A 24,664-nucleotide genomic window follows, 5' to 3' on the forward strand; every position below is an offset into this window, starting at 1 on the left:
CGTTGCACCCAAACGCTCTTTCCAGCGAGCATCCTCGCCCGCCATTCCGCCCCTATATGGGGTGGCGGCTCCATACACGAAGCCGATTTCCTATTCTAGACTGGAATTTCAGCGCTGGCGAATGCACCAGACGCCGCGAGCAGCCTCGCTACGCAGCCACCAGCCGTGCCAGCTGCGTCATCACCATTGCCGATCCGGCCAGCCGCTTTTCGGCACTCGGCCAGTCGCGGCTGAAGACGACGCTGTGGTCGGGCCGGATCTTGGCCAGCGAGCCCTGCTCGCCGATGAACTTGACCAGCCCGACCGGGTTGGGGAACTCGCGCTTGCGGAAGTGGATGACGACGCCCTTGGGGCCCGCATCGAGCTTCTCGACATTGGCCTTGCGGCAGAGCGCCTTGATGAAGACGATCTTCAGGAGATGCTTCACCTCTTCCGGCAGCGGTCCGAAGCGGTCGATCAGTTCGGCGCCGAATGCGTCGATCTCTTCGGTGTTTTCGAGGTCGCCGAGGCGGCGATAGAGCGCCAGCCTGAGCTGCAGGTCCGGCACATAGCCCTCCGGGATCATCACCGCCGTGCCGACGGCGATCTGCGGCGACCAGCCGCCATCCTGCACCTCGCCGGAGTCCTTCACCTCGGCCACCGCCTCTTCCAGCATCTGCTGGTAGAGCTCGAAGCCGACCTCCTTGATGTGACCGGACTGCTCTTCGCCGAGCAGATTGCCGGCGCCCCGGATGTCGAGATCGTGGCTGGCGAGCTGGAAGCCGGCGCCCAGCGTATCCAGCGACTGCAGCACCTTCAGCCGGCGCTCGGCGGTGTCGGTCAGCTTGCGGTTGGCCGGCAGCGTGAACAGCGCGTATGCGCGCACCTTGGAGCGGCCGACGCGGCCGCGCAGCTGGTAGAGCTGCGACAGGCCGAACATGTCGGCGCGATGGATGATCAGCGTGTTCGCGGTCGGGATGTCCAGACCGGACTCGACGATGGTGGTCGACAGGAGCACGTCGTACTGACCATCGTAGAAGGCATTCATGATGTCGTCGAGCTCACCGGGCGGCATCTGGCCATGGGCCACCGCCACTTTCAGCTCCGGCACGGATTCTTTGAGAAAATCATGGATTTCGGCGAGATCGCTGATGCGCGGCACGACATAGAAGGAGTGTCCGCCCCGGTAGCGCTCGCGCAGCAGAGTCTCGCGGATGACCAGCGAATCGAAAGGCGAGATGAAGGTGCGCACCGCCATGCGGTCGACCGGCGGCGTGGCGATCAGCGACAGTTCGCGCACGCCGGTCAAGGCTAGCTGCAAGGTGCGCGGGATCGGCGTCGCCGACAGCGTCAGGACGTGCACATCGGTCTTGAGATCCTTCAGCCGTTCCTTGTGCTTGACGCCGAAGTGCTGCTCCTCGTCGATGATCAAAAGGCCGAGATTCTTGAACGAGATCGCGGATCCGAGCAGCGCATGCGTGCCGACGACGATGTCGACCGTGCCTTCGGCAATGCCCTTCTTGGTTTCGGCCAGGTCCTTGGCACCGACCAGCCGCGAGGCCTGGGCGACGCGGATCGGCAGGCCGGAGAAACGCTGCGAAAAAGTCTTGAAATGCTGACGCGACAACAGCGTCGTCGGCACCACCACGGCGACCTGAAAACCCTCCATCGCCGCGATGAAGGCGGCGCGAAGCGCCACTTCCGTCTTGCCGAAGCCGACATCGCCGCAGATCAGCCGATCCATCGGTTTGCCGGCGCCGAGATCGTCCATGACGGAATCGATCGCCGTCTGCTGGTCGTCGGTCTCTTCGTAAGGAAAGCGCGCGGAGAACTCGCCATAGAGGCCATCCGCCGGCACCAGCGCCGGCGCCGAGCGCATCTGCCGCTCGGCGGCGATGCGGATCAACTGCCCGGCCATGTCGAGCAGCCGCCGCTTCAGCCGCGCCTTGCGCGACTGCCAGGCGCCGCCGCCAAGCTTGTCCAGCGTCGCTTCGGCCGAATCCGAGCCATAGCGCGACAGAAGCTCGATGTTCTCCACTGGCAGGAACAGCCGGTCGTCGCCGGCATAGTGGATTTCCAGGCAGTCATGCGGCGCGCCGACCGCCTCGATGGTGCGCAGGCCGATGAAGCGGCCAATGCCGTGATCGGTATGGACGACGATGTCGCCAGCCGACAAGGACGAAGCCTCGGCGATGAAGTCGGAAGCACGCTTCTTGCGCTTCGAGCGCCGGATGAGGCGATCGCCGAGAATGTCCTGCTCGGCTACGACGACCAGTTTTTCCGTCTCGAAGCCGGATTCCAGCGGCAGCACGGCAAGTGCCGCCTGGCCCGGCTCGAGCTTGTCCGCTTCGGCAAGCGTCGCCACCGGCACGAGATTGCCGAGATGATGTTCGGCCAGAATCTGGCCGAGCCGGTCGAGCGAGCCTTCGGTCCAGCCGGCTATGACGACGCGGCGGCGTGCGGCGCGCTCGTCGGCGATATGCTTCACGACAACGTCGAAGACGTTGATGTTGGGGTCGGCGCGTTCTTCGACGAAGGCGCGGCCATGGCGCGAGCCGGCGTGGAAGACCTTTTTCGCGCCTGCATCCGGCGCGTCGAAGGCGGTGAAGTCGATGGCTTCGCGCGGACCCAGCGACGCGACGAGGTTTTCCGGCGAAAGATAGAGCAGGTCCGGCGCCACCGGCTTGTAGGGCACGGCGTCCTTCAGCGCTCCATCGGCCTGTTTGCGGCGCGCCTCGTAATGGTCGAGGATCAGCGTATGCCGTTCGGCCAGCGCCTCATGCGCCAGATGGTCGAAGACGACGGGGATGTCCGGCAGATAGTCGAACACCGTCTCCAGCCGCTCATAGAACAACGGCAGCCAATGTTCCATGCCGGCGAAACGTCGCCCTTCGCTGACCGCCGCATAAAGCCCGTCATCGCGCTGCGGCGCGCCAAAGGCCTCGATATAGGCGCGGCGGAAACGGCTGATGGTCTCGGGCGTCAGCGCCACTTCGCTCATCGCCTGCAGCGCCATCGACTTGCGCTGGCCGGTGGTGCGCTGCGTGGCGGCGTCGAAGACCCTGATCGATTCCAGCGTATCGCCGAAGAAATCGAGCCGCAGCGCTTCCGTCCAACCGGGCGCGAAAAGGTCGAGAATGCCGCCGCGCACCGCGAACTCGCCGACGCCGCGCACCGTCGGCACCCGCTCGAAACCCGATGTCTCCAGTCGCGACACCAGCGCATTCATATCGATCTGGTTGCCGGGCTTGGCGTGAAAAGTCTGCGCCTCGACCAGATCGGCCGGCGGAATGCGCTGCAAGAGCGCATTGGCCGTGGTGAGGATGACAGCGCGGTGCGGTTTTCTGGCCAGCGCTATCATTGCCGTCAGCGCGTCGAGCCGCTTGGCGGCGGCATCGGAACCCGGCGAGACGCGGTCGTAAGGCAAACAATCCCAGGCCGGAAGTTCCAGCACCGGCAGGCCGGGCGCGGCAAAAGCCAGCGCCTCGATGATTGCCGGCAGGCGCTGGCCGTCGCGCGCCACGAACAGCACCGGTCTGTCGGGTGCGATTTCATGCGCCGTCTGCACCAGCGCGAAGGCCTCGTACCCGTCGGCGACGCCGTCGACGATGAATTGGCCGGCGCGGCCTTTCGGCAGGCCGATTGTGGGAATGAGGCTCATGAAATCACGGTCTTGTTTGTCGCAATTCCGGATGGAAAACCGCTTCGCACTTTTCCTGGAATTGCTTGTGTTCAGAATGTCATGGTCCGGCGCGACGCCAGGATCTTTTGCAGGACGGCGCAATCGATGTCAGGCGGAACCGCGCGCTCGCCGGTGATCAAAGGCAGGAATTCGGTATCGGGAATATCGAGGAGCCTCTCATATTGGTCGATCTCGTCGCCGGTCAAGGCGCCGATCTCGGCATCGGCGAAGCTGCCGAGGATGAGGTCCATTTCCCGCATGCCGCGATGCCAGGAGCGGAACAGAAGCTTGCGGCGGCGGGCATCGAGCCCCTCGCTTGATCGTTTCGTTCCGGTCATCGTGCCGCATCCCTGTCTGAAGCGGCGCATATAGCGTGGATAGAGGGCGGTGTCAGCCTTGCGCAATGACCGTCGCGACATAAGCTGACATCATGCGTCCTTCCCTCCTCGATCCGCTGTTCGTCCCGATCACCTCGCTTGCCGGCGTTGGGCCGAAAGTCGGCACACTGATCGAGAAGGTGGTCACTGCCGATCTCGGCGACCGCGCCGCCCGCGCCGGCGACCTCTTGTTCGTCTTGCCCCACACGGTGATCGACCGCCGCAACCGGCCGGGCATTGCGCTCGCACCGGAAGGCGCCATCGTCACGCTCGAAGTGCGCATCGACCGCCACCAGCCGCCGCCGCGCGGCAACAGGTCGGTGCCCTACCGGGTCTATGCCCATGACGAGACCGGCGAAATCGGCCTGACTTTCTTCCATGCCCATGCCGCCTATCTCGAAAAGGCCATGCCCGTGGGCGAGCATGTCGTCGTCTCTGGCCGCATGGAATGGTTCAACGGCCGCCCGACCATGGTCCACCCCGATCATATCGCGCTCGCCAGTGACCCCGAAGCCCTGCCCCTGGTCGAGCCGGTCTATCCGCTGACCGCCGGCCTGTCGGGAAAGGTGCTGCGCCGCGCGATCGGCCAGGCGCTCGGCCGGCTGCCGGACCTGCCGGAATGGCAGGACGACGCCTTCATGCGCCGCCAGACCTTTCCGACCTTCGGCGATGCGCTCACCCGCATCCACAACCCGGCCGACCCGATCGATGTCGCCATCGAGGGGGCGGCATGGCGGCGGCTTGCCTATGATGAACTGCTGGCCGGCCAGGTATCGCTGGCGCTGGTGCGGGCAAAGGTGCGCCGCCTGTCCGGCCGGCCGCTGATTGGCGACGGCCGCATCGTCGAAAAACTGCGTGCGGCCCTGCCCTATTCACTGACTGGCAGCCAGGAATTCGCGCTCGCCGAAATCAACGCCGATCTCGCCGACCCGGAACGCATGCTGCGCCTGCTGCAAGGCGATGTCGGCTCCGGCAAGACGGTGGTCGCGCTGCTCGCCATGGCGCGGGCCGTCGAGGCAGGCGGCCAGGCGGCGCTGATGGCGCCGACCGAAATTCTCGCGCGGCAGCACCTGGCGACGATCACGCCTCTGGCGGAAAAGGCCGGCTTGCGCATCGCCATTCTCACCGGCCGCGAAAAGGGCCGCGAGCGCACCGACACGCTCGCCGGTCTTGCAAACGGAGAAATCGACATCGTTGTCGGCACCCACGCGCTGTTCCAGGAAACAGTGACATTCCATGACCTCGTCTTCGCCGTGGTCGACGAGCAGCACCGCTTCGGCGTCCATCAGCGGCTTGCCATCACCGCCAAGGGCGATGCGCCCGACATGCTGGTGATGACGGCGACGCCGATCCCGCGCACTTTGGTGCTGACCGCCTTCGGCGACATGGATGTCTCGAAGCTGACCGAAAAGCCAGTCGGCCGCCAGCCGATCCGCACCGTCACCCTGCCGCTCGAGCGTCTGGACGAACTGGTCGGCCGCATGCTCGATGCCGTCGCCGACGGCCAGAAAATCTACTGGATCTGTCCGCTGGTCGAGGAATCCGAAGAGATCAAGCTGATGTCGGCCGAGGATCGTTTCGCTTCGCTGAAGCCGCTGTTCGGCGACCGGATCGGGCTGGTGCACGGACGTATGAAGGGCACAGAGAAGGACGAGGCGATGCGCGCCTTCAAGCAGGGCGAGACCCGCATCCTGATCGCCACCACGGTTATCGAGGTCGGCGTCGACGTCCCCGACGCGACCATCATGGTGATCGAACACGCCGAGCGCTTCGGCCTTGCGCAACTGCACCAGCTGCGCGGCCGGGTCGGGCGCGGCGACAAGCCGTCCTCCTGCGTGCTGCTCTACAAGGACCCGCTCGGCGAGACGGCAAAGCGCCGGCTGTCGGTGATGCGCGAGACCGAGGACGGGTTCCGCATCGCAGAGGAGGATCTGAAGCTGCGCGGCGAAGGCGAGTTGTTGGGCACCCGCCAGTCCGGCACGCCGGGCTTCCAGGTGGCGCGCATCGAGGCGCATGCCGATCTGCTCGAAGCCGCACGCGACGACGCAAGGCTGGTCCTGTCGCGCGATCCGGAATTGCAGTCCGAGCGCGGTTCGGCGCTTCGGCTATTGCTCTATCTGTTCGGCCGCGACGAGGCCGTGCGCTTGCTGCGCGCCGGCTGAGGCCCGGCGCCGAGCGGCGGATTGGCAAGCGGGCCATCGATCCGCTCGCCATTGACGGTCACGATCTTGGCCTTCACCTCAGGCGCCACCAGCCCGGCCGAGACGATCAGCTTGGCGCCGTCCTCGATCGTCATGTCGAGCAGCACAATGTCGGATTTCAGCACATACATCAGGAAGCCGGTGGTCGGGTTCGGCGTGCAGGGCATGAACACCGCGATCAGCGGATCGCCTTCCTGGTCGAGCTTCTGGTTGATCTCGGTTTCCTTCTCGCTGGCGACGAACACCAGCGACCAGACCCCCTTGCGCGGATATTCGACCAGCCCGACCTGGTGGAACATGTCGCCCTTGTTCGACAGCACCGTTTGGAAAATCTGCTTCAGCGAACCGTAGATGCCGCGCACCAGGGGCATGCGACCGAGCAAGCGCTCGCCGAAGTTGACGATGGCGCGGCCGACGATGTTGGCCGTCATGAAACCGATCAGCGTGATCAGGATCAAGGCAACGATCAGGCCAAAACCCGGAACCGGGACCGGCAGATAGGTGTCGGGGCTGTAGCGTGCCGGAATATAGGGTTTCACCCAGGAATCGACCCAGCCGATGAACGACCAGGCGATATAGGCGGTGATGGCCAGAGGTGCGCAGACGATGAAGCCGGTCAGGAAGTAATTCCGCAGCCGGGTCATGCCTGAGGTCTTGGGAGCGTCGGACATGGGTTCACCGCAGCGCGCTGATTGCAACGCGACATTAGTGAACCGCAAGGCGGTTTGGAATTGCGAAGTTTTTAAACGCTGCCTATTCCACCGTCACCGACTTTGCCAGGTTGCGCGGCTGGTCGACGTCCGTGCCCATGAACACGGCGGTGAAGTAGGCGAGCATCTGGATCGGCAGCGCGTAGATGATCGGCGAGATGATTTCCGGCACGTTGGGCAGGATGATCGTCTCCATCGTCTTGACGCTCGCCTGCGCCGCGCCCTTGCTGTCGGTGATCAGGATGATCTTGCCGCCGCGCGCCGCCACTTCCTGCATGTTCGACACGGTCTTTTCGAAGATGCGGTCATGCGGCGCGATGACGATCACCGGCATGTTCTCGTCGATCAGCGCGATCGGCCCATGCTTCAGCTCGCCGGCGGCATAGCCCTCGGCGTGGATATAGGAGATTTCCTTGAGCTTCAGCGCGCCTTCCATGGCCAGCGGAAAATTGGTGTCGCGGCCGAGATAGAGCACGTCCTTGTAGCGCGAGAGTTCGCGCGCGATTCGTTCGATCTGCCCGTCGAGCTTCAGCACCTGATTGGCGTAGCGCGGCGCTTCCGACAACTCGCGCACCAGCGTCTTTTCCTGCTCAGGCGAAATCGTTCCGCGCGCGACGCCGGCGCGCACCGCAAGCGAGGCCAGCACCGATAGCTGGCAAGTGAATGCCTTCGTCGAGGCGACGCCGATCTCCGGGCCGGCCAGCGTCGGCAGCACCACGTCGGACTCGCGCGCCATGGTCGATTCGCGCACATTGACGACAGCGCCGATCTTCATGCCGGCCTTGCGGCAGTAGCGCAGCGACGCCAGCGTGTCGGCGGTCTCGCCGGACTGCGAGATGAAGAAAGCAGCGTCGTTCGCCGACAGCGGCATTTCGCGGTAGCGGAATTCCGAGGCGACATCGATGTCGACCGGCAGCCGCGCATAGCGCTCGAACCAGTATTTGCTGATCAGCCCGGCGAGATAGGCGGTGCCGCAGGCCGAGATCGCCAGCCGGCCGATCTTGGCGAAATCGAAGGGCAGCTCGAGCGGCTTCGAGACGCCGGAGACGAAATCCACATAATGCGCCAGCGTGTGCGAGATCACTTCGGGCTGCTCATGGATTTCCTTTTCCATGAAGTGCCGGCGGTTGCCCTTGTCGACCATGAAGCTGGTCGACAGCGACTGCTGGCGCTTGCGGTCGACCTTGTTGCCGTCCATGTCGAAAATGGCGACATCGTTTCGGCGCACGACAGCCCAGTCGCCGTCTTCCAGATAGGTGATCGAATTGGTGAAGGGCGCCAGCGCGATGGCGTCGGAGCCCAAAAACATCTCGCCGTCGCCATGGCCGACGGCCAAGGGCGGACCGTTGCGGGCGCCGACGATGAGGTCCTCGTCACCCCTGAACATGATCGCCAGCGCGAAGGCGCCTTCCAGCCGCTTCAGCGCCTGGTGCGCGGCCTCGACCGGCTTCAGCCCCTTGGCCAGTTCGCGCGCCACCAGGTGCGCGACGACCTCGGTGTCGGTCTGCGACGAGAAAGAATAGCCGTCGCGGATCAGTTCGTCGCGCAATTCGGCGAAATTCTCGATGATGCCGTTGTGGACGATGGCGACGCCGTCGGAAAAATGCGGATGCGCGTTGGTTTCGTTCGGCACGCCATGCGTCGCCCAGCGCGTGTGGCCGATGCCGATCGTACCGTCGAGCGGCTCGTTCTTCAGCAGGCGTTCGAGATTGACCAGCTTGCCTTCGGCGCGCCTGCGGCCAAGCTCGCCATGTTCGATGGTGGCGACGCCGGCCGAATCATAGCCGCGGTACTCGAGCCGCTTCAGCGCATCGACGATGAGCGGCGCGACTTGGCTTTGGCCGACAATTCCGACGATACCGCACATGGCGCTTGCCCCCGATTCCTTGCAGAAACCCAGCGCTATCTAGGGATTGCCGGCCTGCCGTAAAAGTCACTTTGCGTTTCGCTCCGTGTCAGCGGAACGGTCCTGCTCGCAATGCACCATGCCAGACCGCTCTTGCAATCCGGTTACTGCAATCGTTCGGTTTTTCAGGCGTTTGGCCTGCCAATATTCACTTTTTCTTCGCCGCCGCCGCCGAAGCAAAACGATCGCGCAATTCCTTGCCCTTGCCTGGTATCGTTTTCTGGCGGGCGCGGCCGAAGGCCAGCGCGTCATCCGGCACGCTTTCGGTGATCACGCTGCCGGAGGCGATGTAGCCGCCCTTGCCGATCGTGACCGGCGCCACCAGCGAGGAGTTCGAGCCGATGAAGGCGCCCTCGCCTATGTCGGTGAAGAACTTGGAGTAGCCATCATAGTTGCAGGTGATGGTGCCGGCGCCGATATTGGCGCCTGCTCCAACCCTCGCATCGCCGATATAGGTCAGATGGTTGACCTTGGCGCCTTCCTCGATGACAGCCTGCTTGACCTCGCAGAAATTGCCGACCTTGGCCTTCTGCTTGAGATCGGCACCCGGCCGTAGCCGCGCGAACGGCCCGACATCGCAGTTCGAGGCGACGGTGGCGCCCTCGATATGGCTGAAGGCATGGATCTTGGCGCCGGTGGCGATCTTCACGCCCGGGCCGAACCAGACATTGGGTTCAACGACAGTGTCGGCGCCGATCTCGGTGTCGTGCGAGAAGAATACGGTGTCGGGTGCGATCAGCGTCACGCCGGAAAGCATGGCTTCGCGCCGCCGGCGCCGCTGCCAGATGCCCTCGGCTTCGGCAAGTTCGGCGCGGTTGTTGATGCCGAGCGCGTTCTCGAAACTGGCCTCGGTGGCGATCACTTCGAGCCCTTGGCCGCTGGCGATCTCGACGATATCGGTCAGGTAATACTCGCCCTTGGCGTTCTTGTTGCCGACCCGGTCGAGCAGCTTCAGCGCCTGGCTGCCGGCCACCGCCATCAGCCCGCCATTGCAGAAGGTGATCTTTTTCTCCTCGTCGGAGCAGTCCTTCTCCTCGCGGATTGCGACCAGTCTGCCGCCCTTTTCGATCAGACGGCCATAGCCGGTCGGGTTGGCCGTGCGGAAACCGATCACAACGACGCCAGCACCTTCGGCCAGTTTCAACCTTGCCACGGTGAGCGCGTCCGGATCAATCAACGGCGTGTCGCCGAACATGACGAGGACATCGTCGTAACCCCTTGATATCGCGTCGCGCGCAGCCAACACGGCATGCGCGGTGCCCAAGCGCTTTTCCTGCACAAAAGTCTCTGCCTTCAGCGCAAACTTGGTCGCCGCCTTGCGCATCTCGTCCGCGCCATGGCCGATCACCAGCGCCTGGTCGCCGGCGCCGGCAGCCTCGGCCGCCTTCACCACATGGGCAACCATCGGCAGGCCGGCGATCTGGTGCAGCACCTTCGGCAGCGCACTCTTCATGCGCGTGCCTTCGCCGGCAGCGAGGATGACGGACAGGCAGGATCTCTGGCTCATGGAAGGGCAACCGTATGAAAGGGATCAGGAATCGAAACTATCTAGCATTGGCGCCATGCTGCACCAATGCGGTTAAATTCCGGTGGCGTCACCGACGATCCGTCGATACTTTTCTGGAGGGTTCTCCCTCATCAAATGAGGACTAAATGGCCATTTTCGCATGTCTAGGTTGGGGCTCGCTTATTTGGAACCTGGATGGGCTGCCCATCCAACGGCACTGGTTTGAAGATGGACCATTGATCAGGGTCGAGTTTGTCCGCCAATCAAGAAATGGACGGGTTACGCTCGTATTGGACGAAAATGCGACACCAATTCGCTCCATGTGGGCGATCATGAATGCGTCTAGCCTAGTTGAGGCCAGAGAGTTTCTTCGCGTTCGAGAGGGCATTGGCGAGAAAAAAGCGCAAACCGATATAGCTGACTGGTCAACCGGAGATGCTGACCCCGCCGAAATTCTAGGCCTTTCAGATTGGGCCGCCAGTCATAAAATACAAAGCGTTGTGTGGACCAATCTTCCAGGCACCTTTGCAGTTAACGGCGGGATTTCAGTAGAAAACCAGGTTGTTGCTTATTTTAGGGGCCTAACGGGTCCAGCGCGCGAGGCGGCAGAAAAGTACATCCGCTATGCCCCACGGCAGACTGATACAGTCTATCGTCGACGGATCGAAGCCGAACTCGGCTGGACACCTATCGACTATCCAGGTCTTGAGATGGGTGAGAAGCAATAGCGAACCCCACAATCTTGTGAGTTGGCTAGCGAGCACGGCCTACCCCAATTGCCCCAGGGCCGGGAAGTTCTCCAGCAGCCAGTACGACGCGCTCTGCACGCCGCCGGTCAGGAAAAACACTCCCGCGACGACCAGCAGCGCCCCAATCGCCTTTTCGACGCGGCCGAGATGGACGCGGAATTTGCCGAGGAAGCGCATGAAGGCGCCGGAAAACAGGGCTGCGATCAGGAACGGGATGCCCAGTCCGAGCGAATAGGCAGCGAGCAGCAGCGCGCCCTCACCGACCGTCTCGCGGCCACCGGCCAGCGTCAGGATCGGTCCCAGCACCGGACCGATGCAGGGTGTCCAGCCGAAAGCGAAGGCCAATCCCATGACATAGGCGGCGATCAGGCTGGCCGGTTTGCCTTGCGACTGGAACCGCGCCTCGCGCGACAGAAGCGGGATGCGCAATATGCCGAGGAAATTCAGCCCCATCAGGATGATCAGCACGCCGGCCGCCATCGCCAGCTGCTCCTGCCAGACGCGCAGCCAATGACCGATGGTCGACGCGCCGGCGCCCAGCGCGACGAACACGGTGGAGAAGCCGAGCACGAAGGCGATCGAGGACGCAATCAGCGCGCCACGCGCGCCTGCCTTTGCCGTGGCGCCGGCATCGCCGCGAAAGTCGTCGACCGACACGCCGGCCATGTAGCAGAGATAGGGCGGCACCAGCGGCAGCACGCAAGGCGACAGGAACGAGATCGCCCCCGCCCCGACCGCGCTGACATAGCCGATGTCCAATGCCATTCCCAAGCTCCAACAATGCTGGCGCGCATATAGCGACGCACCGCCTTGTCCACCAATCACCATTTTGTGGCAAGCCGCCGGCCCTGGAGCGACAGACAAGGGAAGAAAAGAACGGCTGGACGCGTTGATGGAAAAAGAGGCCGCGATTTCCCGCGCGCTTCTCCGGATACCCAGGGAGATTTCCATGAAAACGATCACAGCCGGGTTGGCCGCGCTTTTGCTCAGCACCGCCGCATCCTTCGCTGCCGAGGCGTGGAAGGAAGCCGATGTCGGTGGCACCAAGATCTACACCGATGCCAACGGCATGACGCTTTATACCTACGACAAGGACGAGAAGGGCAAGACCAACTGCTACGACAAATGCGCCACCAACTGGCCGCCGCTGAAGGCCGAGGCCGACGCGAAAGCCGACGGTGAATGGACAGTCGTCGACCGCACCGACGGCACCAAGATGTGGGCCTATGAGGGCAAGCCGGTCTACACCTTCATCAAGGACAAGAAAGCCGGCGACATGACCGGTGACGGCGTCGGCGAAGTCTGGCACGTCGTCAAGGCCGACTGACGTTCCCAATGCAGCGTCCTGCCTGCTGGCGGACTGCGTGCTGCCGCTAGCGGGACGTCGACTGGTCGCCGGGCACCTCCATGCGCCTGGCGGCCGGTTTCATTATGCAGGCTATTGCGCCACCCGGCCGTTTTTGCATGGTCGCCGGCGACGTATCTCTGAGTCGTTTCGGGTCGCTCGAACCATGAACGGCCTTCCCCGAAATTCTGTGATGTTCCCCATACACTCTAAGAGTGTATTGCTGCGGACGTCCCCGCAATTTGGCCACTTCCCCTTGACCGATTGCAAAAGCGCGGCCATGTGAGCGACGAAAAGAACGCGTCGCGCAGCGGAATTCTTCTGCCGCCCACAGCTGATATGAGACCTCATGGACGTCGTCGTCGTCGAATCGCCGGCCAAGGCAAAGACAATCAACAAATACCTCGGCAAGAACTACAAGGTTCTGGCCTCGTTCGGCCATGTCCGCGATCTGCCGGCCAAGGATGGCTCTGTGCGCCCCGACGAGGACTTTGCGATGTCCTGGGCCGTCGACACCGCGTCCGGCAAGCGGCTGGCCGACATCGCCAAGGCGGTCAAGGACGCCGACGGCCTCATCCTCGCCACCGACCCGGACCGCGAGGGCGAAGCGATCTCCTGGCATGTGCTGGAAGTGCTGAAGCAGAAGCGCGCGCTGAAGGACAAGCCGGTCAGCCGCGTCGTCTTCAACGCCATCACCAAGTCCTCGGTGCTGGAAGCCATGGCCAATCCGCGCCAGATCGACGCGCCGCTGGTCGATGCCTATCTCGCCCGCCGGGCGCTGGACTATCTCGTCGGCTTCACGCTGTCGCCGGTGCTGTGGCGCAAGTTGCCCGGCGCCCGCTCGGCCGGCCGCGTCCAGTCGGTGGCGCTGCGCCTGGTCTGCGACCGCGAATCCGAGATCGAGCGCTTCATCCGCGAGGAATACTGGCAGATCGCCGCCATTCTCGGCACGCCGCGCAACGAGAATTTCGAAGCACGGCTGACCGCCTTCGAGCGCAAGAAGCTGCAAAAACTCGACATCGCCAACAAGGCGCAGGCCGACGACATCAAGGCGATGCTCGAAGGCGCCGCTTTCAAGGCGCTTTCGGTCGAAGCCAAGCCGACCAAGCGCAATCCCGGCCCGCCCTTCACCACCTCGACCCTGCAGCAGGCGGCCTCGTCGGGCCTCGGCTTTTCCGCCAGCCGCACCATGCAGGTGGCGCAGCGCCTCTATGAAGGCATGGACATCGGCGGCGAGACCGCCGGCCTGATCACCTATATGCGAACCGACGGCGTGCAGATGGCGCCGGAGGCGATCGACGCCGCGCGCGACGCGATCACCAAGGAGTTCGGTGCGAAATACCTGCCGGAAAAGCCGCGTTTCTACACGACCAAGGCCAAGAACGCCCAGGAAGCGCACGAGGCGATCCGCCCGACCGATTTCATGCGCACGCCGGCTTCGGTCAGGCAGTATCTCGATGCCGACCAGGCGCGGCTCTACGAGCTGATCTGGAAGCGCGCCATCTCCAGCCAGATGCAGCCGGCCGAGATCGAGCGCACCACGGTCGAGATCGAGGCGGTCAACGGCGCCCGCACCGCCGAGCTTCGCGCCGTCGGTTCGGTCGTTCGCTTCGACGGTTTCATCGCCGCCTACACCGACCAGAAGGACGAGGACGCGGAGGACGAGGAAAGCCGCCGCCTGCCCGAGATCCGCGCCGGCGAACAGCTTGCGCGCCAGGCGATCAACGCCACCCAGCATACCACCGAGCCGCCGCCGCGCTATTCCGAGGCCTCGCTGATCAAGAAGCTGGAAGAGCTCGGCATTGGCCGCCCGTCCACCTACACGGCGATCCTGAAGACACTCGAGGACCGCGACTATGTCGAGATCGACAAGCGCAAGCTGGTGCCGCAGGCCAAGGGCCGGCTGTTGTCGGCCTTCCTCGAAAGCTTCTTCGAGCGCTATGTCGAATATGATTTCACCGCCTCGCTGGAGGAAAAGCTCGACGAGATCTCCGACGGCAAGCTCGCCTGGAAGGACGTGCTGCGCGACTTCTGGAAGGATTTTTCCGGCGCCGTCGCCGACATCAAGGAACTGCGCGTCACCGACGTGCTCGATGCGCTGAACGAAGAGCTGGCGCCGCTGGTGTTCCCGGCGCGGGAAGACGGCTCGAACCCCCGCATCTGCCCGAAATGTGGCACCGGCAATCTGTCGCTCAAGCTCGGCAAATTCGGCGCCTTCGTCGGCTGCTCGAACTATCCGGAATGCTCGTTCACCCGCCAGCTCGGCGACGCCGCCAACCCCAATGGCGAGAACGGCAATGGCGACGACGGCACCAAGATGCTGGGCAAGGACCCCTACACAGCCGAGGAAATCACGCTGCGCAGCGGCCGCTTCGGCCCCTACATCCAGCGCGGCGACGGCAAGGAAGCCAAGCGCTCCAGCCTGCCCAAGGGCTGGACGGCCGAAACGATCGACCACGAGAAGGCGCTCGCCCTCTTGGCGCTGCCGCGCGACGTCGGCAAGCATCCGGAGAGCGGCAAGATGATTTCGGCCGGGCTGGGCCGCTACGGACCGTTCGTGCTGCATGACGGCACCTACGCCAACCTCGAAAGTATCGAGGACGTGTTCTCGATCGGCCTCAACCGCGCCGTGTCGGTGATCGCCGAGAAACAGCTGAAGGGCAAGAACGGCCGCAATGGCGGCACCCCCGCCGCGCTGAAGGAGCTTGGCGATCACCCCGATGGCGGCGGCAAGATCGTCGTGCGCGACGGCAAATACGGGCCCTACGTCAACTTCGGCAAGGTCAATGCGACGCTGCCCAAGGGCAAGGACCCTCAGGCGGTGACCATCGAGGATGCACTGGCCCTGATTGCCGAGAAGGAAGCCAAGGGCGGCGACGGCAAGAAGCCGTTCCGCAAGGCGGCGGGGGCGAAGCCCGCGGCCGCCAAAAAGCCGGCGGCGAAGAAAAAGGGATAGCAGGCCGTGGCGCGCAGGATCTCCGGACGAAGCCACGGCGATCCGCGCACCGCCGATACCCGCGCCAAGGTGAAGGACGACTACCGCCCCTCGCGCGACGAGATCCTGCGCTACATCGCCGAAAACCCGGACCGCGCGGGAAAACGCGACATCGCCAAGGCGTTCGCGCTGCGCGGCGAGGACCGCATCTGGCTGAAGGACATGCTGCGCGACCTGCAGGACGAAGGTATCCTGACCAAGGAGCGCAAGCGGCTCGCCCGCGTCGGCGCCCTGCCACATGTCGCGGTGCTCGACATCTTCGGCCGCGACGGCGACGGCGTGCTCCTGGCGCACCCGGCCGAGACCGTCGGCAGCGGCGAGCCGCCCGTCGTCTCGATCCGCGTGTCGCGCGGCGGCAACGGCCCGGCGCCCGGCATAGGCGACCGCGTGCTGGCCAAGACCTTCCCCACAGACGATGCGACAGGCCCTGCCTATACCGGCCGGGTGATGAAGATCTTCGAGAAGCGCACGGATGCCGTGCTCGGCGTCTTTCGTGTGCTGAAGGACGGCACATTCCGGATCGAGCCGGTGGAACGGCGCCAACCCGAACTGGTCGTCGACAAGGAATTCCAGAACGGCGCCAAGAACGGCGACCTGGTCGAGGTCGAACCGGCACGGGCCTCCCGCTACGGACTGCCGCGCGCGAAAGTGCTGACGGTGCTGGGCTCGCTGACCAGCGAGAAGGCGGTTTCGATGATTGCCATCCACGCGCACGATATTCCGCATATCTTTCCGGCTGACGTCATCGCCGAATCCGAGGCCGTGAAGCCGGCGACGCTTGATCAGCGCGAGGACTGGCGCGACCTGGCGCTGGTCACCATCGACCCGGCCGACGCCAAGGACCATGACGATGCGGTGTTCGCCACGCCCGACACCGACGAAAAGAACCCTGGCGGCGTGGTCGTCACCGTGGCGATCGCCGATGTCGCGGCCTACGTCCGCTATGGCACCGCGCTCGACCGCGAGGCGCTGAAGCGCGGCAATTCGGTCTATTTCCCCGACCGCGTCGTGCCGATGCTGCCCGAACGCATCTCCAACGACCTTTGCTCGCTCCGCGAGGGCCAGGATCGTCCTGCGCTTGCGGTGCGCATGACCTTTTCCGCCGACGGCCGCAAAGTCAGGCATTCCTTCCACCGTGTCATGATGAAGTCGGCGGCGAAACTCGCCTACCCGCAGGCGCAGGCGGCCATCGACGGCATGCCTGACGACAAGACCGGCCCGATCCTCGACACGGTGCTGAAGCCGCTATGGGACGCTTATGCCATCCTCAAGCGCGGTCGCGATTCGCGCCAGCCGTTGGAACTCGACCTGCCGGAGCGCAAGATCCTGCTGAAGGAGGACGGCACCGTCGACCGCGTCGTCGTGCCGGAGCGGCTCGACGCTCACAAGCTCATCGAAGAGTTCATGATCCAGGCCAATGTCGCGGCCGCCGAAACGCTGGAAGCCAAGCGCCAGGCGCTGGTCTACCGCATCCACGATGCACCTTCGCTGGCCAAGCAGGAATCGCTGCGCGAATTCCTGCAGACGCTCGGCCTGTCGCTGGCGCGCGGCGCCCAGATGCGCCCGGCCCAGTTCAACGGCATCCTCGAGCGTGTCAGCGGCGCCGATAATGAGGGTCTCGTCAACGAAGTGGTGCTGCGCTCGCAGAGCCAGGCCGAATATTCGCCGAAGAATATCGGCCATTTCGGCCTCAACCTGAAACGCTACGCGCATTTCACCTCGCCGATCCGCCGCTATGCCGACCTGATCGTGCATCGCGGGCTGATTGCCGCACTCGACCTCGGCGCGGGCGGCCTGACGCAGAATGAGGCAGACCGGCTGGAAGATGTTTCCGTGCTGATCTCCGGCACCGAGCGCCGCGCCATGGCGGCCGAACGCGACACGGTCGACCGGCTGGTCGCCGCCTATCTCGCCGAGCGCATCGACGACCGCTTCGACGCGCGCATCTCCGGCGTCACCAAATCGGGACTATTTGTCCAATTGCCGCAGTACGGCGCGGATGGCTTTATCCCGGTGTCAAGTCTGGACGGCGATTACTATATCTACGACGAGACCGCTCGATCGCTGTTCGGAGAGCGCACCGGCAAGGGTTATCAGCTTGCCGACCGCGTCGAGGTTCGCCTGGTCGAGGTGGCGCCGATGGCCGGCGCGATGCGTTTCGAGATGCTGACCGACCCGAAGCCGCTGCCCGGTTCCAAACGGTCGTTCCACAAGGCCAAGGGCCGCGCCCGCGCGTCGCAATCGCGTCCGGGCACGCGCGGCAGGAGACGATGATGGTAAGACAGTTGCAGATGGAAGACCAGGTTTTCGGCGGCGAACTTCATTCGGGCCGGGTCGCACGACCGCTGTGGACGGCGATGAAGCGCGGCCTGCTCGGCCGCTGCCCGCATTGCGGCGAAGGCAAGCTGTTTCGCGGCTTCACCAAGTCCGTCGACAAATGCGACCATTGCGGCGAGGAACTGCATCACCATCGCGCCGACGACCTGCCAGCCTATCTGGTGATCGTCATTGTTGGCCACATCGTGCTCGGTGCCTTCATGGGCGTCGAGGCTACTTCCACCCTCTCCACCTGGCAGCACATCGCCATCTGGGTGCCGCTGACCATCCTGCTCGCGGTGGTGCTCTTACAGCCGGTCAAAGGCGCCGTCATCGGCCTGCAATGGGCGCTCTATATGCACGGCTTCGGCGGCGAAAAGGATGTCATCGAGTCTCACCCCGAGGCTTGAAGTCGCGGCTGGTGCAATCGGCGATGGCTGAACGCCACTTTCGCACAAGACAAGTTTCCGCTAAAGCGCGTCGCGTATGAACGGGTTCACGCGACACGCTTCAGATCTTTTTTCCATGCAGGTCGTTGGTCCCCGAACCTTCTGGACGACATGCATCAGGTCGAGCGTATGGACGGGATGACCAAGGCCGGCATCGACAAGGTTGCGCGGAGCGTTGCACCGCCACGGGCTCGGGCGCTGCGTCCGCGCGACGCCGCGACGCTGATTCTGCTCGACCGCAAAGGCGATGACATCCTGGTGCTGATGGGCCGGCGCCATGCCGGTCATGCCTTCATGCCCGGGAAATTCGTCTTTCCCGGCGGCCGTACCGATCCAGCCGATAGCCGCATTCCCGTCGCAGCAGGGCTCCACTCGGAGGTGCAAGCCAATTTGACCGCCGGCCTTGGCCGCACGAGCGTAGCGCGCGCCCGCGCCATTGCGCTGTCGGCGATACGCGAGACCTACGAGGAAGCCGGTCTGCTCATCGGCCGCAAAGGCGCCTTCGCGACGACCAGGCGTGATTGGCAGGGCTTTGCCGAACACGGTGTGATGCCATCGCTGGAGCCGCTGCGTTTCATCGCGCGGGCGATCACACCGCCAAACCGGGTACGCCGTTTCGACACCCGCTTCTTCAGCGCCTGGCGTGGCGACGTGGCGGTTGAGCTTCCGGGCGGCGGTCCGACCAATGAACTGGAGGAGCTGGTCTGGCTGCCGCTGGCCAAAGCCAGGGAGGCAGACATTCCCGACATTACCCGCATGATCCTGGAGGAGCTGGAAAGGCGCCTCGCCGACGATCCGCTGCTGCGTCCGGGCGGCTCGGTGCCACTCTACCGGCTTGTCCGCAATCGCTTCATCCGCGAAATTCTATAGGTAATTCAGGCATCACATGACGGTCGATACCCAACAACAGGGCGACGAACGCGTACACTGGCTGCCGATGGTCGCTGCGATCTCCTCGATCAGCGTCGTCGGCATCGCCATCGGCCTCGGCATGCCGCTGCTCAGCGTCATCCTGGAGACGCGCGGCCACTCGGCCTCGATGATCGGTCTCAACACGGCCGTCGCCGGCCTGGCCTCGATCGCCGGCGCGCCGCTCGCCACGCCGCTTGCCATGCGCTTCGGTGTCGCCTGGACCATGCTGGCCATGATTGCCGCCGGCGCGCTCGCCTTCGTCGGCTTCCATTTCGCGCCGGCCTTCTGGATGTGGTTCCCGCTGCGCGTCGTGCTGCATATCGCGCTGACAGTGCTGTTCATCCTGTCGGAATTCTGGATCAGCACCTCGGCACCGCCGCACCGGCGCGGCCTGGTGCTGGGCATCTATGCCACCGTGCTGTCGCTCGGATTCGCCGCCGGGCCGTGGCTGTTTTCTCATCTCGGCAGCTCCGGCTTCCGGCCCTTCGGCGTCATCATCGGGTTGGTGACACTGGCCGCAATACCGGTGCTGGCGGCACGCAACGAGAGCCCGACGATCGTTGCCGACAGCGAGACCAGCCACTTCCTGCGCTACATCTGGCTGGTGCCGACCGCCACCTTCGCGGTGCTGGTGTTCGGCGCCGTCGAGACCGGCGGCTTCGCCCTGTTCCCTATCTATGGCAGCCGCATCGGCTACTCCGAGGCCGACGCCGCCCTGCTGCTGACCATGATCGGCCTCGGCAACGTGCTTTTGCAGATCCCGATCGGCATGATCAGCGACCGCGTCTCGGACCGCCGCCATCTGCTCCTGGCTTGCGCCACCGTCGGCCTCGCCGGCACCGTCTTCATGCCGCACTTCGCCGCGAATTGGCACCTGATGGCAGCGCTTCTGTTCGTCTGGGGTGGCGTGGTCGCCGCGCTCTATACGATCGGCCTTGCCCATCTCGGCTCGCAACTCTCCGGCCATGAGTTGGCCTCCGCCAACGCCGCCTTCGTGCTTTGCTATGGTGTCGGCATGGTGCTCGGGCCGCAGGCGATCGGTATCGGTATGGACATCTTCGGCCCCTCCGGCTTCGGCTGGTCGCTCGGTGTTTTCTTCGCCGCCTATATCGCTTTGGTCGGCATCAGGCTCGTCCGGAAAATCCTGTAGGGCGGCTCGATCAGGCGCCTCGGTGCACGAGGCTGCTGACATCACCGTGTCAGCAGCACCCCTGCTATATCGGCGTTCCACAAGCAGGGAGATATCAGATGATCGACAGTGGATTTGAAACCAGATCGGTGCGGATGGAGTTGCTGCTGCTTGTCAGCTTCCAGGCACCGCCCGCCGATGTCGACCGCATCATGGAAGCGGTGGTGGCGATCAACCCGCTCGGCATGGGCAATTATGACAGCAACGCCTTCCAGTCGGCTGGCGGCGTCGAGCGCTACCGCCCGCTCGAAGGTGCTGCCGCCGGCGCCGAGACGATCTTGCGTGAGCGGCCAGGCACGGTCGAGGTGTCGTTCGAACTGCCCGACGACCAGACGCTCGCCGCCCGAATCGTTGAGGCGATCTACCAGGCGCATTCCTATCAGGAGCCGGTGATCCGCATCCAGCCGCTGCTCGCCAGCCGCTCGAAAGGTCTCGACGACCGCGCCAACCCCAATCGCTGGTGGAACACCACGGGCGACTGGAAGAAGGCCGCTTCACCGGTCAGGGAGGACGCCTGAAGCTGCCGACGTCGCTGCCGTCGGCACGCTCCTTGCCTGCGGCAACGGGCATTGGGCGCGGCAGAGGCCCGGCCGGGCTTGACTTTCCGGGCACGTTCTTTATGTGTCGCGCCAAGTTTCCCGCGTCCGGGTGTTTTCCCCGTGCTCCAGCGGCCAAAACTCCACGAACATTAACGGACGAACATCATGGCCAAAGCCGCAAACATCAAGATCAAGCTTCTGTCGACCGCCGACACCGGTTTCTTCTACGTGACCAGCAAGAACAGCCGTACCAAGACCGACAAGCTGTCGTTCCGCAAGTACGATCCGGTCGCCAAGAAGCACGTCGAATTCAAGGAAACCAAGATCAAGTAATCGGTTTCCTCCGAGCATGCCGAAGCGCCGCCCACCGGGCGGCGTTTTTCGTTTGGTGGACTGATCGCCAGCCCGCGCCGAAAACGCAGATCTTCCGCTGCTCGGCGCGGAATCCTGATGTCGTTTTTTGGGAGAAAGGGGGCCGGTCGGCGTTTGGCAGCGGTACGAGGAGGCCACTATGTGCCAGCGCCGGCCGGCCGACCCCACGGACCCAGGAGATGCGGCGGACCTGAGCATCATGGGGTATTTTTCGGATCGAACCGGCAAATCCACCCTCGTGCCGGTCGTCTTGGTCTATGGCTTCACATTTGCGCAAGACCTTATAAAAATCAACAGTTTCTTAACCAAGCCTCGCGAATCGCTTGGATTAAGGTAAATTCCTAACCTTGTTGGCTTGACCGGGAAATCGGGCGCCGGCGCCTGAGCATGATCCCCCAAAAGTGGTATCCGGCTTCGGAAAAGATCATGCTCGAACAAAAAAGATAGAGCCCCATCCCGGCTCCATCGGGAGGGAACAGGCTCTATGCGGCCTTGGCGACGACGCGGTTGCGGCCACCGCTCTTGGCCTCGTAAAGCGCAAGGTCAGCGCGTTTCATCAGCGCCGCGACCGTATCCGTCCCCTTCAGCACAGACGATACGCCGACGCTTACGGTGACCTCGATCGTCTTGCCCTCATGGCCGATGGCAAAGGGCATCTGGGCGATCTCGGCACGGATGCGTTCGGCGACCTTTTCGGCCACAGCGCCGTCAGTATCGGGCATGACCACGACGAACTCCTCGCCGCCGAAGCGGCAGGCAAGGTCGATGCCGCGCACGTTCTTGCGCAACCGCCGCGCGAATTCGCGCAGCACGTCATCGCCGCCATCGTGGCCGTGCAGATCGTTGATGGCCTTGAAGCGATCGAGGTCGCTGATCATCACCGATAGCGGCCGCCGCCGCGCCACGGCACGGTCGAACAGCGTTTGCAGATGGCTGTCGAGGTAACGGCGGTTGTGCAGCCCGGTCAGCCCGTCGGTCACCGCCATCTCGATGGTCTGGGTCACACTGGCGCGGAGTTGGTCGTTGTAGCGCTTGCGGCGCACCTGCGTGCGCAGCCGCGCGGTCAGCTCCTGCTGGTCGATCGGCCGCATCAGGAAATCGTTGATGCCGAGTTCGAGGCCGCGGATGATGCGCCCCTCCTCGCCCTCGTCGGCCAGAAGGATGATCGGCAGGAAGCGCGTGCGATCGAGCGAGCGCAGCTGCGAGCACAACCGCAGCGGATCGAAATCGGCGAACGCCGTCGAGATCAGCACGCATTCATAGGCTGTCTCGGCTGCCTGGAAGAAACCGGCATGCGGATCGCTGGCGATGTCGAGATCGGCCCTGCCGCGCAGCATCTTCTGGATACGCTCATAGGACGATTTGCGCTCGTCGATCAAAAGAACCTTCGGCGTGGTGTCGGCCGCGGTGAAGTTGCGGCTCAAAAGCTCCTCGATGCCGATGTTGCGGGTTGTCGAGGCGCGCAGCCGCAACTCGTCGGTCAGCGACTTCAGCCTGACCAGGCTCTTGACGCGCGTCATCAGCTGCAGGTCGTTGACCGGCTTGGTCAGGAAATCGTCGGCGCCGGCCTCCAGCCCGCGCACCCGGTCCGAAACCTGGTCGAGCGCGGTGATCATGACGACTGGGATGTGCGCGGTCGCCGGATCGCTTTTCAGCCGCTTGCAGACCTCGAAGCCGTCCATGTCGGGCATCATCACGTCGAGCAGCACGACATCGACCTTGCCGTTCTCGCAGGTCTCGATGGCGTCCGGCCCGTTGGACGCAGTCAGCACCTCGAAATATTCGGCAAGCAGCCGAACCTCGAGCAGCCTCACATTGGCAGGGACGTCGTCGACGACGAGGATCCGCGCGGTCATGTCACAAGGCTCCGGCTTGGCTGGACATCAGGCATCGCCCAGATAGGATTTGATGGTCTCGATGAAGCGCGGCACCGAGATCGGCTTGGAAATATAGGCCTCGCAGCCGCCCTGGCGGATGCGTTCCTCGTCGCCTTTCATGGCGAAGGCGGTGACGGCAATGACCGGAATCGAGTGGAGGTCGTCATCCTCCTTCAGCCATTTGGTCACTTCCAGCCCCGAAACCTCCGGCAGCTGGATGTCCATCAGGATCAGGTCCGGCCGGTGGCGGCGCGCCAGATCCAGCGCTTCCAGGCCATTGCGCGTGCGAACCGTCTCGTAACCGCTGGCTTCGATGAGGTCCCGAAAGAGCTTCATATTGAGCTCGTTGTCCTCGACGATCATGACCTTCTTAGGCATCGATTTCCCGTCCCGACGGCCTCCTGCGTGAAGACCATCGTTATGCGTCCTTGCCGGATCGCACCCAACCCTTCGCCACTCTACGCCAATTTGATTGACGAAACGGAAACCGGCCGCCGCAAAAGCTGTCCGGATTCCAACGCGGAGACGGTGATGGCTTGCCGCAAGCGACGCTTGCCATTACTGCGGAAAGAGACTCATTCCGCAACCAGAAGGTAATGATGGCAAACGCAGCGTCAATGCGCGAGGAAGCGGAGACCATTGCCGTCAAGGCATTGGGCTTCGTCGCGGCCGATCCGGAGCTTCTGCCGCGCTTCCTGGCGATCACCGGCATCGAGGCGCAGTCGATCCGGCGCGCGGCAGGCGAGCCGGGTTTCCTGGCCGGCGTGCTGCAGTTCATCCTGGCCCACGAACCGACCTTGCTTCGCTTCGCCGAGGAGACCGGAACCCCGCCAGCTGCCGTCGGCAAGGCCCTGCGGGCGCTGCCGCTCGGCGACGACGATCATGAGCGCTCGATATGAGCGACGATCCCGAGACAGCACGGCAGATCGAAGAGCTTGCCGCGGACGACCGGCCGCTGCTGGTGCTCGACGTCGACGATGTCGTGCTGGAGTTCATCCGGCCCTTCCCGCATTTTCTCAAATCGCGCGGCTTCGGCCTGACGCTGGCCTCCTTCCGCCTCACCGGCAACATCGCAGAGACCGCCAGCGGCCGCCTGATCGAACAGGAAGAGGTGACGGTGCTTCTGGGTGAATTCTTCGACGCCCAGGCCGACTGGCAAAGCATCACCGACGGCGCGGCGGAAGCCCTAGGCACGCTCGGCGGCCGCGCCGAGATCGTCCTGCTGACCGCCATGCCGCACAGGCACCGTGCCGTGCGCCGCTCCCATCTCGACGCGCTCGGGCTGCCCTACCCGCTTCTGACCACCGAAATGGCCAAGGGACCTGCGGTGGCCAAATTGCGCGGCAAGAAAGGCCGGCCGGTGGTTTTCGTCGACGACCAGCCGTCCAATCTGGCGTCGGTGAAAAGTTCGGTTGCCGACGCGCATCTATTCCATCTGATGGCCGACAACTCGCTGCGCGCCTTCCTGCCGCCGACGCCGGACGGCGTCATCGTCGTCGACAATTGGCACGACGCCGCGCCGAAGATCGCGGCGGCGCTCGGGCTTTAGCTCCCGAACA

General features: G+C 64.0%; 20 protein-coding genes. 12 read left to right on the forward strand and 8 right to left on the reverse strand.

Features of this window, described 5'->3' with window-relative positions; translation table 11 throughout:
* Positions 1-148 precede the first annotated feature (148 nt).
* Entirely contained in the window at positions 149-3,640 is a 3,492-nt protein-coding gene (gene mfd, locus A6B35_RS20595) for a transcription-repair coupling factor (RefSeq protein ID WP_006201789.1), read from the reverse strand.
* Positions 3,641-3,711: 71 nt separating this feature from the next.
* Positions 3,712-3,999, reverse strand: coding sequence for an FAD assembly factor SdhE (locus tag A6B35_RS20600; RefSeq protein WP_040582654.1), 288 nt, complete (start codon positions 3,997-3,999; stop codon positions 3,712-3,714).
* 92 nt (positions 4,000-4,091) lie between these two features.
* Between A6B35_RS20600 and recG the strand changes: the two genes are divergently transcribed.
* Positions 4,092-6,200, forward strand: coding sequence for an ATP-dependent DNA helicase RecG (recG, locus tag A6B35_RS20605; protein WP_006201787.1), 2,109 nt, complete (start codon positions 4,092-4,094; stop codon positions 6,198-6,200).
* Here the strand turns inward: recG and A6B35_RS20610 are convergent.
* The 3 genes from A6B35_RS20610 to glmU form a co-directional block, all read right to left on the reverse strand.
* On the reverse strand, positions 6,152-6,910 hold the full coding sequence (locus tag A6B35_RS20610; protein WP_006201786.1) for a DUF502 domain-containing protein: 759 nt from the start codon (positions 6,908-6,910) through the stop codon (positions 6,152-6,154). The two genes, recG and A6B35_RS20610, sit on opposite strands and share 49 nt — an antisense overlap.
* A gap of 82 nt (positions 6,911-6,992) precedes the next feature.
* On the reverse strand, positions 6,993-8,816 hold the full coding sequence (gene glmS, locus A6B35_RS20615) for a glutamine--fructose-6-phosphate transaminase (isomerizing) (RefSeq protein ID WP_006201785.1): 1,824 nt from the start codon (positions 8,814-8,816) through the stop codon (positions 6,993-6,995).
* A gap of 187 nt (positions 8,817-9,003) precedes the next feature.
* Positions 9,004-10,362, reverse strand: a complete 1,359-nt coding sequence (glmU, locus tag A6B35_RS20620) for a bifunctional UDP-N-acetylglucosamine diphosphorylase/glucosamine-1-phosphate N-acetyltransferase GlmU (protein WP_006201784.1) — start codon at positions 10,360-10,362, stop codon at positions 9,004-9,006.
* 146 nt (positions 10,363-10,508) lie between these two features.
* Between glmU and A6B35_RS35670 the strand changes: the two genes are divergently transcribed.
* Positions 10,509-11,090 (forward strand): hypothetical protein, encoded by a 582-nt coding sequence (locus A6B35_RS35670; RefSeq protein ID WP_139032200.1) that lies wholly within the window; start codon positions 10,509-10,511, stop codon positions 11,088-11,090.
* Between the two features lie 39 nt (positions 11,091-11,129).
* On the opposite strand, the gene A6B35_RS20625 is transcribed toward A6B35_RS35670, so the two are convergent.
* Positions 11,130-11,876 (reverse strand): cytochrome c biogenesis CcdA family protein, encoded by a 747-nt coding sequence (locus A6B35_RS20625; protein ID WP_006201783.1) that lies wholly within the window; start codon positions 11,874-11,876, stop codon positions 11,130-11,132.
* Between the two features lie 184 nt (positions 11,877-12,060).
* On the opposite strand from A6B35_RS20625, the gene A6B35_RS20630 reads away from it, so the two are divergent.
* The 8 genes from A6B35_RS20630 to rpmG all read left to right on the forward strand — a co-directional run bounded on the left by A6B35_RS20630 (position 12,061) and on the right by rpmG (position 21,189).
* Complete coding sequence (locus A6B35_RS20630; protein ID WP_040582653.1) at positions 12,061-12,438, forward strand: COG4315 family predicted lipoprotein; 378 nt, start codon at positions 12,061-12,063, stop codon at positions 12,436-12,438.
* A 367-nt stretch (positions 12,439-12,805) separates the two neighbouring features.
* On the forward strand, positions 12,806-15,412 hold the full coding sequence (topA, locus tag A6B35_RS20635; protein WP_006201781.1) for a type I DNA topoisomerase: 2,607 nt from the start codon (positions 12,806-12,808) through the stop codon (positions 15,410-15,412).
* Between the two features lie 6 nt (positions 15,413-15,418).
* Positions 15,419-17,725, forward strand: a complete 2,307-nt coding sequence (gene rnr / locus A6B35_RS20640) for a ribonuclease R (RefSeq protein ID WP_006201780.1) — start codon at positions 15,419-15,421, stop codon at positions 17,723-17,725.
* Between the two features lie 17 nt (positions 17,726-17,742).
* Positions 17,743-18,177 carry a DUF983 domain-containing protein gene (locus A6B35_RS20645; protein ID WP_404279385.1) on the forward strand — a complete coding sequence of 145 codons (435 nt, stop codon included), beginning with the start codon at positions 17,743-17,745 and terminating at the stop codon, positions 18,175-18,177.
* A 168-nt stretch (positions 18,178-18,345) separates the two neighbouring features.
* Complete coding sequence (locus tag A6B35_RS20650; protein ID WP_040582651.1) at positions 18,346-19,086, forward strand: NUDIX hydrolase; 741 nt, start codon at positions 18,346-18,348, stop codon at positions 19,084-19,086.
* A gap of 16 nt (positions 19,087-19,102) precedes the next feature.
* The gene (locus A6B35_RS20655) at positions 19,103-20,278 is read left to right on the forward strand and encodes an MFS transporter (RefSeq protein ID WP_040582647.1); all 1,176 of its coding nucleotides are present in this window, start codon (positions 19,103-19,105) and stop codon (positions 20,276-20,278) included.
* A gap of 98 nt (positions 20,279-20,376) precedes the next feature.
* On the forward strand, positions 20,377-20,835 hold the full coding sequence (locus A6B35_RS20660; RefSeq protein WP_006201776.1) for a YqfO family protein: 459 nt from the start codon (positions 20,377-20,379) through the stop codon (positions 20,833-20,835).
* Positions 20,836-21,021: 186 nt separating this feature from the next.
* Positions 21,022-21,189, forward strand: a complete 168-nt coding sequence (gene rpmG, locus A6B35_RS20665; RefSeq protein WP_006201775.1) for a 50S ribosomal protein L33 — start codon at positions 21,022-21,024, stop codon at positions 21,187-21,189.
* A 521-nt stretch (positions 21,190-21,710) separates the two neighbouring features.
* Here rpmG and A6B35_RS20675 read toward each other — a convergent pair.
* Positions 21,711-23,084 (reverse strand): PleD family two-component system response regulator, encoded by a 1,374-nt coding sequence (locus tag A6B35_RS20675; protein WP_006201773.1) that lies wholly within the window; start codon positions 23,082-23,084, stop codon positions 21,711-21,713.
* A gap of 27 nt (positions 23,085-23,111) precedes the next feature.
* Positions 23,112-23,483 (reverse strand): response regulator, encoded by a 372-nt coding sequence (locus A6B35_RS20680; RefSeq protein ID WP_006201772.1) that lies wholly within the window; start codon positions 23,481-23,483, stop codon positions 23,112-23,114.
* Between the two features lie 221 nt (positions 23,484-23,704).
* Between A6B35_RS20680 and A6B35_RS20685 the strand changes: the two genes are divergently transcribed.
* Both A6B35_RS20685 and A6B35_RS20690 read left to right on the forward strand, forming a co-directional pair.
* Positions 23,705-24,004, forward strand: coding sequence for a DUF3572 domain-containing protein (locus A6B35_RS20685; protein WP_040582650.1), 300 nt, complete (start codon positions 23,705-23,707; stop codon positions 24,002-24,004).
* Positions 24,001-24,654, forward strand: coding sequence for a hypothetical protein (locus A6B35_RS20690; RefSeq protein WP_006201770.1), 654 nt, complete (start codon positions 24,001-24,003; stop codon positions 24,652-24,654). The genes A6B35_RS20685 and A6B35_RS20690 overlap by 4 nt, the downstream gene beginning before the upstream one ends.
* Positions 24,655-24,664 lie beyond the last annotated feature (10 nt).

Origin of the sequence: Mesorhizobium amorphae CCNWGS0123, assembly GCF_001686985.1 — a bacterium.
GTDB classification, from domain to species: domain Bacteria; phylum Pseudomonadota; class Alphaproteobacteria; order Rhizobiales; family Rhizobiaceae; genus Mesorhizobium; species Mesorhizobium amorphae.